15 protein-coding genes are annotated in these 13,447 nt (G+C 60.6%); 4 read left to right on the forward strand and 11 right to left on the reverse strand.

Features of this window, described 5'->3' with window-relative positions; genetic code table 11:
- Window positions 1-85: 85 nt before the first annotated feature.
- The gene (locus FEZ59_RS05530; RefSeq protein WP_021343109.1) at window positions 86-1,039 is read left to right on the forward strand and encodes a hypothetical protein; all 954 of its coding nucleotides are present in this window, start codon (window positions 86-88) and stop codon (window positions 1,037-1,039) included.
- Between the two features lie 80 nt (window positions 1,040-1,119).
- Here the strand turns inward: FEZ59_RS05530 and FEZ59_RS05535 are convergent, their stop codons facing one another.
- The gene (locus tag FEZ59_RS05535; protein ID WP_046378053.1) at window positions 1,120-2,526 is read right to left on the reverse strand and encodes a serine hydrolase; all 1,407 of its coding nucleotides are present in this window, start codon (window positions 2,524-2,526) and stop codon (window positions 1,120-1,122) included.
- Between the two features lie 184 nt (window positions 2,527-2,710).
- Complete coding sequence (locus tag FEZ59_RS05540; RefSeq protein ID WP_029537649.1) at window positions 2,711-3,598, reverse strand: SAM-dependent methyltransferase; 888 nt, start codon at window positions 3,596-3,598, stop codon at window positions 2,711-2,713.
- A 285-nt stretch (window positions 3,599-3,883) separates the two neighbouring features.
- On the opposite strand from FEZ59_RS05540, the gene FEZ59_RS05545 reads away from it, so the two are divergent.
- Window positions 3,884-4,189, forward strand: a complete 306-nt coding sequence (locus tag FEZ59_RS05545) for a hypothetical protein (protein WP_172932353.1) — start codon at window positions 3,884-3,886, stop codon at window positions 4,187-4,189.
- A 79-nt stretch (window positions 4,190-4,268) separates the two neighbouring features.
- On the forward strand, window positions 4,269-4,754 hold the full coding sequence (locus FEZ59_RS05550) for an RNA polymerase subunit sigma (protein ID WP_021333191.1): 486 nt from the start codon (window positions 4,269-4,271) through the stop codon (window positions 4,752-4,754).
- A 44-nt stretch (window positions 4,755-4,798) separates the two neighbouring features.
- Here FEZ59_RS05550 and FEZ59_RS05555 read toward each other — a convergent pair whose 3' ends face one another.
- Genes FEZ59_RS05555 through FEZ59_RS05570 form a run of 4 tightly spaced genes read right to left on the reverse strand, consistent with a single transcriptional unit; the run spans window position 4,799 to window position 7,970 of the window.
- Complete coding sequence (locus tag FEZ59_RS05555; RefSeq protein ID WP_172932354.1) at window positions 4,799-5,569, reverse strand: SDR family oxidoreductase; 771 nt, start codon at window positions 5,567-5,569, stop codon at window positions 4,799-4,801.
- A gap of 8 nt (window positions 5,570-5,577) precedes the next feature.
- A complete protein-coding gene (locus tag FEZ59_RS05560) occupies window positions 5,578-6,153 on the reverse strand; it encodes a TetR/AcrR family transcriptional regulator (protein WP_172932355.1) in 576 nt (191 codons plus the stop codon).
- Between the two features lie 51 nt (window positions 6,154-6,204).
- Complete coding sequence (locus FEZ59_RS05565; protein WP_020968645.1) at window positions 6,205-6,732, reverse strand: SRPBCC family protein; 528 nt, start codon at window positions 6,730-6,732, stop codon at window positions 6,205-6,207.
- Between the two features lie 50 nt (window positions 6,733-6,782).
- Window positions 6,783-7,970: a zinc-dependent alcohol dehydrogenase gene (locus FEZ59_RS05570; protein WP_019747201.1), complete on the reverse strand. Its 1,188-nt coding sequence runs from the start codon at window positions 7,968-7,970 to the stop codon at window positions 6,783-6,785.
- Window positions 7,971-8,155: 185 nt separating this feature from the next.
- Between FEZ59_RS05570 and FEZ59_RS05575 the strand changes: the two genes are divergently transcribed.
- Window positions 8,156-8,302 (forward strand): hypothetical protein, encoded by a 147-nt coding sequence (locus FEZ59_RS05575; RefSeq protein WP_019747202.1) that lies wholly within the window; start codon window positions 8,156-8,158, stop codon window positions 8,300-8,302.
- Between the two features lie 150 nt (window positions 8,303-8,452).
- Here the strand turns inward: FEZ59_RS05575 and FEZ59_RS05580 are convergent, their stop codons facing one another.
- From FEZ59_RS05580 to FEZ59_RS05605, 5 genes are all read right to left on the reverse strand, one after another.
- The gene (locus FEZ59_RS05580) at window positions 8,453-9,091 is read right to left on the reverse strand and encodes a PAS and ANTAR domain-containing protein (RefSeq protein WP_019747203.1); all 639 of its coding nucleotides are present in this window, start codon (window positions 9,089-9,091) and stop codon (window positions 8,453-8,455) included.
- Window positions 9,092-9,259: 168 nt separating this feature from the next.
- On the reverse strand, window positions 9,260-10,135 hold the full coding sequence (locus FEZ59_RS05585; protein WP_172932356.1) for a haloalkane dehalogenase: 876 nt from the start codon (window positions 10,133-10,135) through the stop codon (window positions 9,260-9,262).
- A 647-nt stretch (window positions 10,136-10,782) separates the two neighbouring features.
- Window positions 10,783-11,397: a hypothetical protein gene (locus FEZ59_RS05595; RefSeq protein WP_020968648.1), complete on the reverse strand. Its 615-nt coding sequence runs from the start codon at window positions 11,395-11,397 to the stop codon at window positions 10,783-10,785.
- A gap of 49 nt (window positions 11,398-11,446) precedes the next feature.
- Window positions 11,447-12,052, reverse strand: a complete 606-nt coding sequence (locus tag FEZ59_RS05600; RefSeq protein ID WP_242459695.1) for a hypothetical protein — start codon at window positions 12,050-12,052, stop codon at window positions 11,447-11,449.
- A gap of 254 nt (window positions 12,053-12,306) precedes the next feature.
- Window positions 12,307-13,179: a hypothetical protein gene (locus FEZ59_RS05605; protein ID WP_019747208.1), complete on the reverse strand. Its 873-nt coding sequence runs from the start codon at window positions 13,177-13,179 to the stop codon at window positions 12,307-12,309.
- Window positions 13,180-13,447 lie beyond the last annotated feature (268 nt).

Below are 13,447 nucleotides of genomic sequence, written 5' to 3' on the forward strand. Positions count from 1 at the left end.
TTAGGTGTAATACCTTACCGATTGGATGTCAAGGAATTTCAGTGAACTAGCCCTGAAGTACACCCCGAGAAACGGAATCGAAAAGATGGAAATCGAAGATCATGCAGTGGCTCCACACATCGACCTCGCCAGGCTCGACTCGCTGATTCCGGTCGGGGTCGCCGTCGCAGCGGTGGCCAGTGCCATCACCGAACTTCACGAGGGGAGGCTCGAACAACCACCGCGAACGGTCGTGGCGGACGGCCAGTTGCTCGTGATGTCTGCACTGCATCGGTCCACCCGCGACGCCGTTGTCAAGACGTTGACGATCTACGACATCGACGGAAGTAGGCGCATCGAAGGCACTGTGCTCTGGTACGACGGAGCCACCGGGCTTCCGCGGTTCAGTGTGGAAGCCCACCGGTTCACCGCGCTGCGAACCGGTGCGGTCTCTGGCGTGGCAACGGACGTACTGGCGCCGGAAAGGGTCCGGCGTCTGGCGATCCTCGGCTCCGGCGCCCAGGCCGGGACACAACTTGATTCCTGCTGTGCAGTAAGGGAATTCGAAGAGATTTCGGTATACAGTCGGACCCTCGCCCATGCACAACGATTTGTCGACGAAGCGAAAGTTCGGCATCCAGGACTCCGGTTTTCGGTAGCAGGGTCGGCAAACCAATGTGTCGCAAATGCTGACGTGGTGTGTTGTGCGACCGGTGCCACGTCACCGTTGTTCGACCTCGCAGCACTACCGGCAAACGTCCACGTCAATGCAGTCGGATCTTTCCGTCCTTCGATGACGGAACTGCCTGCCGGGCTCATCGATGCCTCGACGGTCACCGTGCTGGACGACGTGGCCGGATGCCTGGAGGGGTCGGGCGAAGTTCGGTCGGCAATCGAGCGAGAGTTCCCCATCTCCGACCTTCGATCACTGGGCGCGGTAATGGAATCCGGCGTGGAGCGCCACGGTCGCACGGTGTTCAAGTCGGTCGGGTGTGCAGCACTCGACTGGGGTGTCGGCAAAGCGATCGCGGACAGACTCGAGAGCGTCGTACTCTCCTGAGGGATGACAAAGGCCTGCCCGACGATTCACTTGTCGGGACAGGCCTTTCGGTGACGTCGGCTCGCGCTGGGACGTGCGTTCTAGCTGGTCGCATCCTTCTGGATCAGGAGCATCGCGTCGTCGACCGGATCGAAGTACAGAGCCGGATCGGCAACCAGGGCAGCGTCGTCACCATGAGTTTGCATGGTGACGACCCAGGCGCGATCGTCGTGTTCAACGTAGTAGGCACCCGCAAGGACCCCGATGGAGCTGCCGCCCTTGAATCCGCCGTAGGTGAACCATTTCGCGGACTCGTCACCGAGCGCCGGATCTTCGGCCAGTATGTCTCGAACCGGTGCACCGCTCTCGGTCTTCGCCATCTCTTGCAACGAGACCAACGCGGCACGCAGGTCGGCGGGCGAGGCGAACCAGTCGATGTCGAAAGGCCATGCGGGGGTGGTGAATGCTGACGCCGGGATGTCCACCAGGCCGCCAGGTAGTGCCGCCAGTATTGCTCGACGCTCGTCCGGGGTTCCGTCGCGCCAGGCGATACGTTGTGCGCCATCGTTGCCCCAGCCGAGTTGGAACAGTGCGCGGGTCGGCTTCAGTGGAATGTTGAGCGAAGGATCCGCCATGCCCATCGGGGCGAACTCGGCCTCGACCTGCTCGCGCCCGACAGCAGCGATCAGCATGTCGGTGGCGGTGTTGTCGCTGATCGAGATCATCTTGCCGGCGGTCTCCCGGACCGTGACTTCGGTTCCCGACGGCAGGTCCTGCATTGTCCCGCCGGGCATCGACTTGAGGTCGTCGGTGATGGTGAGCTTCTGATCCCACGAGAGTGTCCCGTTCTGGACAGCCGTCGCGACCGCGCCGAGAACGTACAGCTTGATCGTTGACCCTGTGGGCTGTGGTGAGGTGTCGCCGACACCGAAGACTTCGGCGTTCTTTCCGCCGGTGACCTCGGTGACGGTCAAGTTCGTCGGCGCGGGAAGTGCTTTGACAGCTGCCTCGAGCTCTTGCCACGATGCGGCAGGCACATGGTCGTCTTTGGTCGGTGTTATCGCCATTCCAAGGACCAACCCGTTGCCGTCGACGACGACGTTTATGTCGAACGCGCCGCCGGTGGTACTGGTGATGGAAACGGTGCCGTCGGTATCGCCTCCCTTGTAATTCACTGTTGTCCAGGGCTGTCCGGCTCGGATGGAGTCGAAGTCCGGAGGCGTCAGGACAACTGGTGCGGTGGGTCCGAAGTGCTCGGCGATTTCTTCCTGGGGCAATGGCGCGCTCGTGTTGAACGCACTGAGAAGCCAGCTGATCTGCTTGCCGACGGGGCTGTCGGGGATCGTGACTGTCGTGGGTGTCTCGGTGGCGGAGACCTTTGTGCTGTTGTCAGAGGTCTGTGCAGAATCCGGCCCGGAAGTACATGCGGCGAGGGCGAATACCGCTGCGGAGGCAAGTGCCACCAGCGTGAGCGGGCGACTCTTCCTGCGTGCGTGTTCGAGTTTCATGGACTCATTTCATCAGCGTTCTCTTCGGCGCGCGTCCGTCTGAGGTGTAGACGTACTCAGCCTGAAGTACTGAATCGGTTCATCCTCGAGTACCGTCAACTACTTGTCGTGGTGACACGCATAGTGAAGCTGGACAAAACGGAGAAATACTGCACCCGAGTAACTTTCGTGAGGACTGCCAGAGTTAGTTCTTGGTCGCGGCCAGGAAAGAAGGCTGCGTCGACAGTGCGGCGATCTCTTCGGGGAGATCAGGAATCCGGCGATCGTACAGATCTGCCAACTCCACCGAGCTGAAGCGTCGGACGGTCCAATTGTGTTCAGTGAGCCACCGGCCGGGATCGGATCGTTTGTCGCTGTAGAACAGTTGCGAAATGTCCAGGTCTCCGAACGGGTTCTCGGCAAAGTACTTGGATCTGATGGTCGCCAGCTTCTTCGGGTCCGTGCCGGCCGGAAAGTCGTTCACTGCCAACCGACTACCAGTGGCCGAGAGTTCGTCGATCCGCTCGAACAGGGCGTCGTGGGCCGGGCCGGGGAGATAAGCGAGCAGGCCTTCTGCGGACCATGCAGTAGGTTCCTTCGGATCGAAACCCGCCTCCGCGAGCGCAGCCGGCCAGTCGTTGCGCAGATCCGTAGGCACAGTGCGTCGATCAGTTTTCGGCTGGGCGTCGCGCGCCGCGAGCACTTCGGCTTTGAACTCCAGTACCTTTGGTTGATCTACTTCGAACACTGTGGATTCTGAGTTCCAATCCAGCCGGTACGCACGCGAATCCAACCCCGCCGCAACGATTACCGCCTGCTTTACTCCGGATTCGGTTGACGACAAGAAGAATTCGTCGAAGAACCTGGTTCGCAATCCCATGAAACCGCCGAAGGGTGTGTCGTCGAGGAGTGCCGGATCTTTCAGAAGAGCTGTGAAATGCGGCTCCGCTGCAGCTTCTACGAACCACGATGCGAACTTGTCTTCGATGATCGCGTCCGAGCGGGCGCTTTCCAATGCGCGGAAGGTCGCCACTGCAAGCGCGGTGAGTCCGACGCTACTGACGATGTCCCACGTATCTCCATCGCTCCGCATTTTCTGGGTGTCCTTCCGCTCTGGACGACTGAGCCGAACTCTCTCGACTTTACGCCCGAGCGACCCCTTGCCGCCTGGAACGGAACGGTCGGAACTGGGGCGCGAACAACAACGAGCCGGCATCGGAACATTGTGTAGTGCAAGGCGTTCGGTTTGAAGTCAGCCCTGCCAGGAATCTGCCAGGGTTGTGCCAGTGGACGGCCAGGATGCGGGACTTCACTGGTGTGTGCCCCGTTCGGGACAGCCAGAGAGAGTCTGGAGAAATCTTCGGAGAAGGGATCGATCATGACACGACTATCCGCACCGGAACAACGTAGGAAGTACTTCTGTGCCAAGCTCGCGGTGACGGGTGCGGTATTGACCGTACCCATTGCCGTGCTCGCCGCACCGGCCTCGGCAGATGCTGTGAATCATGATGTAACACAGGCCGATAACAGTTGGTATGGAGATCAGGGGGCGATCACTCGCACGATTGGGACCGTGGTGGAAACGGCGGCTGGAACCAGGGTGGTAACTGGAATCAGGGCAACGATTGGGGCAATCAGAACCAATGGCAAGGCGGGCGAGATCAGGCACCCGCGCCGACAGTGAACCCCTTCGCCGGACTGTTCGGATCCAGCTGATCCCCCGGCTACACGACGAATTTCGGGTCGAGAGAGATTGTAAGCCCATGTTGCAGGAAGGCTCGCTCGAGATGTTGGCCGCCGCGGCACGGAGCGGTAGCCATGAAGCCATGACCGATTTGTACGCAGTGTTTCGCCCGATGGTTGTGCTGCGGTGCCGCGCCGAGCTTGATCGGGCCGTCTCCGACTCCGCCGCGGATGCTGCATGCATCTCTGTTCTCACGGCAGTTTGTGACGGATCGGCGGCGAATCAGCCTTTCCTGCGCCTGCTGTACGTGAGTACAAGCGTCGCGATTGCTCGGGCGGCATCCGACCGGTTCAGCAGTGGGCCGCTCCCGCCTCCAACAGCGCTCCCGGTTGTCGAACGCGATGTCCTGGTGTTGCGGTTGATCGTCGGCCTCGACAGTGAGGCGACGGCAACATCGCTCGCCCGTACGACCGACCAGGTGTCACTCGACCTGCATCGTGCGCTGCAGCGCCTGCGAAAGTTGAGTTCTCCGAATGCAATCAGGGAGACGTTGGTATCTACCTGAGGACGTTCGGAATGCGCAGGTTCAGGCGGGAACGGATCCCTGCCTTACTGGCCGGCGATGTATTCGATCGACGGTCCGGCGGTCCAACCACCGTCGACGGCGATCTCGGAACCTGTTGTGTACGAGGCATCGTCGGAAAGTAGGTAGGTGACCGCACCGACCAACTCCTCCGGGCGACCGACACGGCGATACGGATTGTTGGGGAATGCGCCCTCTTCGAGGCTGATGCCCGTCGGCGCAGTCATGGGGGTGAGGACCATGCCGGGGTGCACGGAGTTGACCCGAATCTTGTCGCGACCGAGTTCGACGGCGGCGATCTTGCTCAGCCCACGCACGCCCCACTTGGCTGCGCCGTAACCGCTGGTCAGGGCCATGCCCATCAGGCCGGCGGCCGAGGAGATGTTCACGATGGATCCGCCGCCTGCTGCCTTCATGAACGGCACCACCGTGTGGATACCGGTGTGTACGGACACCAGGTTGATCTGGATGATGCGTTGGAACGTCTCGAGCGGTTCTTCAGTGACCGTCTGGCCGGACGCCGAGATTCCGGCGTTGTTGACCAAACCGTTGATCGCGCCGAATTCGGATACCGCGTACTCGGCGGCGGACTTCCAAGACGCCGGATCGGTGACGTCGAGGTGAACGTAACGTGCTGCGTCGCCGAGAGATTCGGCCACTGCTCGACCCTCGTCGTCGAGTAGGTCGCCGATGACGACGCGGCCGTTACCCGCGACGATGCCGCGCGAAAACGCCTCGCCCAGGCCGCGTGCGCCGCCAGTGACGAGAACGATTTTTCCGGAGAGATCCTGAGTCATGATTGTTCCTAACCTGTTGGTGTTGCGAGATAGGGCTTCGAGAACGCGCCGAGCGCGCGGGTGATGGCCTTGGGTGCGGGGGTCCGGAGGTCTGCCATCTCGCGCAGTGCGGCCACTACCGCCAGTGTTGCCTGGCCCGAAGCCGCTGTCGTGTCGAGCGAGCCTTCTGGCCGATCGATCAGACGTGCAACTTCTGGGCGGATCAGTTCCATCGTCTCGAAAGTTGCTGATTCCCACACTCTCCGGAGTGCCGCGTCATCGAAGATGATGGGCATCAGTTTCCGAGTCATCGGCTCGAAGGACTCGCCGACCGATGCGATAAAGGCCGTCTTCACTGCCGCTGAGAGTCCGAATTCGCGGGATTGCGCGCTGAGGGCGGTGGCAAGACTGCGGTTTCCCTCGTCGAGCATCGGCCAGATGCTCTCTTCCTTGGTGGCAAAGCAGCGATAGAAGGTGCGCTCGGAGATTTCTGCCCGTTCGGCGAGCTCCGCGATGGTCGTCGAAGTGTCGCCGCGTTCGACGAAAGCGGCAGCGCAACTCTGCGAGACGCGGAGAAGTAGTGCAGTGCGGCGGGCTGTTGCCATATCCGCACTGTACCAAAAGTGGCAGAAACTGCCACAAGCTGTGCCGGTCGGTCAGCCGGTGCTGCCTTCGATGCCGGATACCTCCTGCTCAACGGCGCTCTTGATGTTCAGCAGCGTCTTGCGGATGTTGCCGCGCTGAAAGTCGGCGAACGTCATTCCGCCGGTGGCAACCTTGTCGAATATGTCGGCCGCAAAATCCGGCCAGCCCCGTCTGTCGTCGATCCACGTTTCGGTAACTCGGGTTCCACCGGGGACGGGCTGAAATCGGTACCGCCAGGTTGCAATAGCGGCAGAGATCCGTGGCGTGGCAAGGCCGATCTTGTGAACACGGAATTCGAACAGTTTCCCGGTGTCGGCAGCGGTGACGGTGCATCTTGTGGTCCACTGCGCGCGCCCACGTTTGTTGTGCCCGTCGAACTCCATACCCAGGAAAGCGCTTTCGCGGTCTCCCCGCAAGGTAGCTCCCAGGTTTTCGGGACTCCAGTCGCCCATGCGAGTGGGATCGCTGATGAGCTCGTAGAGAGAAAGCGCGTCGACATTGACGACGACGCTGTCGGAGACGGTGAGTTCGCGAGCCATTTCGGTTTCAGTTTCTTTCTGTCGAACGTGGATGGAATCGGTGCTGATTATTACCCGTGCGGTTTCAGTTGGATCTTGACCGCGCCTTCCTGCTTTTTCTGAAAGATCTCGTAGGCGTGTGGCGCCTGATCGAGCGGCAGCTGATGAGTGGAAAAGGTGTCGACGCCGAGTGGGTCGTCATCAGTGAGCAAAGGCATGATGTCGTCTACCCACTTCTTGACGTTCGCCTGACCCATCCTGAGCTGAATCTGCTTGTCGAACATAGTCATCAGCGGCAGTGGATCAACCATGCCGCCGTATACACCGATCAGAGAAATCGTCCCCCCGCGCCGAACGATGTCGATGGCCGAATAGACCGCACCGAGTCGATCGATTCCTGCGTTACGCATCGCAGGCGCGGCAAGAGCATCGGGAAGGAGTCCGACGAACTGCTGCGCGAGCTTTCCGATCGGAGACCCGTGAGCTTCCATTCCGACAGCATCGATCACCGAATCGGTTCCACGGCCGTTCGTCGCATCTCGGACTGCGTCACCGATCTTGCTGCCGTAGTCGTCGAGATTGAGGGTTTCGATCCCGCGTTCGGCAAGGCGTGCAAGGCGTTCGGGTACACGGTCCACGCCGATTACTCGAAATCCCTTGTGGTGAGCGATGCGGGCCGCCATATCACCGATCGGTCCGAGACCGAGGATGGTCACGGACCCACCCGGCGGGATGTCGGCGTATTCAACCGACTGCCAGGCTGTGGGAAGCACGTCGGAGAGGTAGACGAATCGCGAATCCGCGGGACCTTCGGGAACTTTGATGTGTGTGAAATGTGCTTGCGGTACTCGAAGGTACTCGGCCTGCCCGCCTGGCACCGAGCCGTACAGCTCGGAGAAGCCGAACAACGCTGCGCCCGTTCCCTGATCGCGGACCTGAGTCGTCTCGCACTGTGTGTAGAGGCTCGAATCACACATGAAACAGTTGCCACACGAGATCTGGAACGGGATCACGACGCGGTCGCCTATCTCGAGATTCGTGACTTCCGAGCCGACTTCTTCGACGATGCCCATCGGTTCATGACCGAGAATGTCGCCGGCATTCATGAACGCACCCAGAGTCTCGTACAGGTGCAGATCGGATCCGCAGATATTCGTCGTGGTGACCTTGATGATCGCGTCACTGGGTTCGACGATCTTCGGGTCCGGAACCGTATCGACGCTTACTTTTCGTTTGCCTTGCCAAGTCACTGCGCGCACTGGGATCGACCTCTCATCGCGGAAATGCTGTTCGCAGTCACCTGCCCGAAAGCGCTGAAATGCAAACAAAACCGGTGAGGGTTGCGGGAAGTGCTGAGAGCGTTAGATTGAGAGGGAGGCGGGCCGAGGCTCCTGAAAGGCCGCACGCCGTATGACTGACAGGACCAAATGACGGGGATGACCGCATGACCGAGAAAGACAACAACGACCAGTCGCCCAAGGGTGGGCACCCAGGGCCCGTGGACAAGGGCGGCGACGGCGGAATGGCAACTCGAGAACAGGCGCCTGAACTGGTCGAGGAGACCTCCGAGAAGAAGTCTGACGACAAGTAGTTTCCTTTTACTCCGCGTTGGGTAACAACGGGGATAGGCCGCATCGGACCGTCCCGGAATCAATGCGGGCGAGGTTCCTCGAGGTTGAGCAGCCAGCCACGGGAACCGCCTTAAGCATCTCCCAGTTCGTGGTTCAGCCGGGTTAGAAGTTCAACCCTGTAACAGCAAGTGATCGAACCGGGTCCGCAGAAGTGTCGGGACCCGGAAATCGTCCAGCGTGCGAACTATCAACTGCTCGGCAACATCCCTGAGTTTCACGTTGGTCTCCTGCGAACGCCACACGAGGATGTCGAAAGCTCGATCGGCAGAGATTCCGTAGATCACCATGAGCATGCCTTTGGCTTGCTCGATCACCCCGCGAGAAGCAGTGATTTCGTTGACCAGCACGTCGACAGATGCTTTCACCGTGCTGTCCAGGGTTTCGGTGACGTCGATGTAGAAGCCTGAGCTGCCGACCACAGCACCCGACTCGTCCACGACGCTGTCGCCGACGACGATTACCGAGTGAGTGTCCCCTGCGGTGTCGATGATGCGGTGGCGGCTGCTGAACGGGCCGCCTGAAGTGCGGATGGCGTGCAGTGTCTGGGCAACGTGTCTTCGGTCGTCGGGATGCTTGTGCGCGAGCATCAATTCCGTCGTCGGAGCCACTTGGTCGGGTTCGTATCCGTGAATCCGTGCGACTTCGTCCGACCACTCCCACCGGTCGCCGTTGCGGTGATAAAGAAAGCCGCCCACCCGGTGTGGAGCCCCCGATCCCGACGTTCGCCCCAACCCGTCCTCGTTCACCACACACGCCCCCTCGTTCTCGACCTCGTCCCAACCGGCGTACTCGCCAGTTAGTTATATCGGACAAATCCGGCGGAGGTGGTGTCGGTCCCATATTTCGGAGCACCGTCTGGATCGCTACCGCATGGGTCGGGGAAACCGGCGCTCAGAGTACGTGGCGACGGTCCCACTTCAGTCGCGGCTGAAGCAGTGTTGCCGCTGTGTCCATTCGGTGATCGCCGCCGCGATGGCCGCAGGCTGATCCTCCGGGGCGAGATGTCCTGCGGGACCGCACTGTTTCACCTCGAGGTTTGCGATATTCGATCGGCTCCACGCGACTTCGTCAGGTCCGATCATGAGAAGTTCGGCGGGGCCGCTGAAGGTGAGAAGGAGTTTGGGTACCTCGCTGCTTTCTGCGAGCCAATCGCTGTACGCCGCCACTCGTGCATTCACGTCGCCGGGACTTCCTTCGACGGGGAAGGACCGTGGCCACTCGAGAAGGGGCCGGCGACTCTCCGGCGAGGGGTAAGGGGTGCGATAGGTTTCAGCATCGGTTTCGGACAGCTCTCCGAGAACTGTTCTGTGAAGCGCAATTTCGAGGAAGAAGTTTTCGTCGAGTACCTTCGTCTCGCCGATACCGGGAGCTCTCAGGGCCTCGACCCGCGCTCGTGCGTCTCCCGGGAAGTGCTCGTCCCAGGTCATCGGACGCAGGATCGTTTCGAAGAAGGCAACACCTCGAACGCGTTCGGGATGGCGGGCAGCCCAGTCCAGTGCAAGTGCCCCGCCCCAGTCGTGTCCGACGAGTACGACGTCGTCGAGATCCATCTGGTCGAACCATGCGTCGAGGTAGCGGGCGGTGTCGAGAAAACCGTAGTCGATTGGCGGTTTGCCCGACGCGCCCATTCCGATGAGGTCAGGGGCAAGCGCTTGGCCGAGATTTCCTATCTGCGGGAGGATGTTTCGCCACAGGTAGGAGGATGTGGGGTTCCCGTGGATAAGTACGAAGGGTGTTCCGTCTCCGCACGAGCGGTAGGCCACAGTCGAGTCGAGCACGGGAATTGTGGGCATTGCGACTCCTCAAATAGTTTCCATGTACCCTAATTGAGATAGTAGCCATGTATTCTATTTGAATGCAAGATCGAGAAATATGGACGACGGGGTCGCTGGTGTGGCACCTTGGCTTGCGCTGGCGGGCGGGGGTTGACCGAGCGATCGCGCACCTCGGGTTGACCCACGCCCAGTATTCGGTGCTCGCGTCTCTCCATGGTCTGGTGAGTGCGGGGGAGAGGCCTAGTCAGCGAGAACTCGCCGCGCACACGGGGTTGCAGCGAATCTACATATCCAAGCTCGTGCGAGCGTTGGAGAAGAGCGGGTTTGTTGTCAGCGAACGAGACAGTCGCGATGCGAGAGCCGTTTGCCTCGATCTCAGTGACGAGGGGAAACGAGTCATAGAACTCGCTAAAGACATTGTCCGCCAATTGGATGCAAAGAATACGGAAGTGCTGACGAAAACCGGTGGGCGGGAACTGGCCGAGCTCCACCGCGCCCTCGGTGCGTTACTCGACGCCACCGAAGCAGGAGATGGATAATGCGCCGGTCCGCTTCGTGGCGCAACCGATGGTGATCGTGTGCGGACCCGGTCCATAGGACGTTCGTTGGGGGGAGCGACGGAAGCGTCGATCCCCCAACGAGCCCTATTGTCTAGCTGTCGATCGTCACGGTGTCACGTTGATCGGTGTGGCCGATGCGAACTGCAGTGTGCCGGACATGGTTGCCGTGCCAGTGGCCGCGGCGGGGCAGACGGGCCCGGTGCCGGTACGCGTGTAGTTCACAGTGCCGGTGTTGCTTGCCACGACGCGCTGGTTGGGAATATCGAATGGTAGCGGTCCGATAGTGCTGGCCCCGACGGTGACTGTGCACGTGGATCCGGGCATCGTGACGACTGCGCCTCCTGCAGGAATGACCAGGGATCCCTGAGCCGATCCGGTGTCTGCCGAGACGTTCAATAGCCACGAGCCGGAGGTCGTGACCACAGCGGGTAGGCCGTTAGCCTTGCACCCGGTCAGGCTGGGGGTGCCGATGTTTACGTTGATCCCGCCCGTGCCGGTGGTGGAGTTACCCGGCGCCGCTGGGATGGTTCCGGATCCCGTCGTGCTGGAGCAGGTAAGCGTGATCGTGCCAGTCTTGATACTGAGATTGCTGCTCGAGGCAGTCACGGCTTGTCCCGCGGGAGTGACGACGGTCGAAGCCGAAGCGGTGCCGGCTGCGACCGCGATCGCGGCTACTGCGGCAGCTGTGACGAAGGTGGTGCGGCGAACTGCATGGGACATCGATATCTCCTTGTTGTCGGTGATACTTCGTGAGTCGCCGGTGCTTGCTCTACTGCGTCCGCAGGCTGTCGGCGCCGATGTTGAACACATCGCTTGTGGTGGTCAACGAGTTGTGACCACTCGAAGACGGAACGTTGGCGCGAAGATTGACTGCCCAATTCAATGCGCCGAACAGTCCGCATCCAGATGCGCCCGGTACCGCGAACGTCTGGTCGGCGTGCGTCACGTTTCTGACGGCGGCGGTATCCGGAAATCCTGGAACTTCCTCCAGGACACCATTTTCGGACACTCCGAGTTTGAACATGATCGGGTTGCTCGCAGAACCCAGATAGCAGTTGCCGCCCAGCAAGGGGTTGGAGATCTTCAATCTTGCCGGAAGTGTGACACCGAGTTGGAATGCGTCGACTGTCGGCAACGCGACCGGTTCGACTGTTGCCTTGATGGTGGTCAAGCCGCCGGGGGACGGTATACCGAGCCCGAAGATTCCTCCTGGTACCTCGATGGGGCTGGAATAGACGCCTTTGGTGCCGTCAGTGGGAGGAATGAAGATCTGGTCGAACCCGAATTCTGCGTCGGGGTTCTCGCGATAGGCGACACCGCCGGCGATATTCAACGAGCCGGAAGGAATCGGTACTTTGAGCCCGTTGATGTTCATTTCGCCGCCTTTGACGACGACGTCGACACAGGTGCTTGTCTCCGGATTTGCTATCGGGCACTTTCCCCAGCCCCCGAACGGCGCATTGGGCAGCGGGGCCGCCGTCGCGGTTGACGCCGCCCCCGAGAGTGAGGACTCCCGCTGCGACGACGGCGAGCGCGGCTCTGAATCGTATTGTGCGCATGGACAAGTGAACTCCGTTTCGAGGTGGCAATCTGTCGCCGATGACGGTTCTGTGGCAGTGGGTTGGATTGCTAGTTGGCGCTACGTTCGGCAATGACGGCAGCGGGTTCGGGTGAGCCGGCCGGCTGTGGCCTGAGGCTGTCGGCACCGATGTTGTAGACGTCACTCGTCGTGGCGAGGGAGTTGGACGTGGTGGACGAGGGAAGCCCGGCGCGCCAGTTGACGATTGGATTCAGAACGCCGAACGGGCCACATCCGGAAGCTGTCGGGACGGCGAAGGGCTGTCCGGTGTGCCCGGTGTTTCGAACGACGGCAGTATCCGGGAAACCTGGAACCTCCTCGAGGACGCCGTATTCGGTCACATCCAAGTTGAGTTGAACGGGGTTGCTGTCCGAGCCCAGGTAGCATTTGCCGCCGAGGAGAGGGTTCGCGATCTTCAATTTGACGGGTAGCTTCACGCCAAGCTGAAATGCATCCACGGTGGGGAGTGCAGACGTCGACTCGACGGTGGCCGAGGCCTTGTTCAGTCCGAAGAGATTGTTGAATGGTAGGTCGATTCCGAGTGCGCCCCCGGGGATGTCGATGGGTTCGGCGTAGATCCCCCGACTGTTGTCGTTCGGTGGGATGAAGACTTGGTCGAATCCGAATTCAGCCTCTGGATTCTCCCGGTATGCAACTCCGCCTGCGATGCGCATCGCCCCGGCGGGAATGCCGACGGAAAGCTTGCCGATCTTCATGTTTCCGCCGGTAACCGTGACGTCCATACAGGTGCTGGTCTCGGGATTGTCGATCGGACATGAATCCCAACCGCCGAAGGGGATCTCCGCTGCCGGGGCGGCTCCTGCAATGCTTGCTGACAGGCTTCCCACCGCTGTGACGGTGGCGAACACAGTTGCGGTGGCGAGTGCGCCGAAAAGCCCACGCGACGTCGAACGTCGGGACATGTATTTCTCCTTTGGGTACAACCGACCAGTCGGGATTGTGATGATGAGTGACGGTAGTCACGTGTGACTTGGATGTACAGACAATTTGAAACAATTCCGACAAAAGTATTACTGCGATCGCCTTCGCTACTACTTGTGGCTGTGAGGATTGAAATTTGTTGCAGTGCTCTGTGTCTCGTCATTCGCCCACGAATCGCTGTGAGGTGCTACGACCCGAAAAGGCGTTCGTCGACGGGAATATCGGACTCCTGTCGAAATCGAGGGGGCA

The sequence above is a fragment of the Rhodococcus sp. MS13 genome, from assembly GCF_013277835.1.
Lineage (GTDB): Bacteria > Actinomycetota > Actinomycetes > Mycobacteriales > Mycobacteriaceae > Rhodococcus_F > Rhodococcus_F erythropolis.

Excerpts from the sequence above, each read along its gene's own strand:
- FEZ59_RS05600 (WP_242459695.1), bottom strand. The coding sequence starts at position 12,052 with ATGAACATCAACGGGCTCAAAGTACCGATTCCTTCCGGCTCGTTGAAT.
- FEZ59_RS05530 (WP_021343109.1), top strand. The coding sequence starts at position 86 with ATGGAAATCGAAGATCATGCAGTGGCTCCACACATCGACCTCGCCAGG.
- FEZ59_RS05545 (WP_172932353.1), top strand. The coding sequence starts at position 3,884 with ATGACACGACTATCCGCACCGGAACAACGTAGGAAGTACTTCTGTGCC.
- FEZ59_RS05560 (WP_172932355.1), bottom strand. The coding sequence starts at position 6,153 with ATGGCAACAGCCCGCCGCACTGCACTACTTCTCCGCGTCTCGCAGAGT.
- FEZ59_RS05605 (WP_019747208.1), bottom strand. The coding sequence starts at position 13,179 with ATGTCCCGACGTTCGACGTCGCGTGGGCTTTTCGGCGCACTCGCCACC.
- FEZ59_RS05595 (WP_020968648.1), bottom strand. The coding sequence starts at position 11,397 with ATGTCCCATGCAGTTCGCCGCACCACCTTCGTCACAGCTGCCGCAGTA.
- FEZ59_RS05565 (WP_020968645.1), bottom strand. The coding sequence starts at position 6,732 with ATGGCTCGCGAACTCACCGTCTCCGACAGCGTCGTCGTCAATGTCGAC.
- FEZ59_RS05555 (WP_172932354.1), bottom strand. The coding sequence starts at position 5,569 with ATGACTCAGGATCTCTCCGGAAAAATCGTTCTCGTCACTGGCGGCGCA.
- FEZ59_RS05585 (WP_172932356.1), bottom strand. The coding sequence starts at position 10,135 with ATGCCCACAATTCCCGTGCTCGACTCGACTGTGGCCTACCGCTCGTGC.
- FEZ59_RS05540 (WP_029537649.1), bottom strand. The coding sequence starts at position 3,598 with ATGCGGAGCGATGGAGATACGTGGGACATCGTCAGTAGCGTCGGACTC.
- FEZ59_RS05575 (WP_019747202.1), top strand. The coding sequence starts at position 8,156 with ATGACCGAGAAAGACAACAACGACCAGTCGCCCAAGGGTGGGCACCCA.
- FEZ59_RS05550 (WP_021333191.1), top strand. The coding sequence starts at position 4,269 with ATGTTGCAGGAAGGCTCGCTCGAGATGTTGGCCGCCGCGGCACGGAGC.
- FEZ59_RS05535 (WP_046378053.1), bottom strand. The coding sequence starts at position 2,526 with ATGAAACTCGAACACGCACGCAGGAAGAGTCGCCCGCTCACGCTGGTG.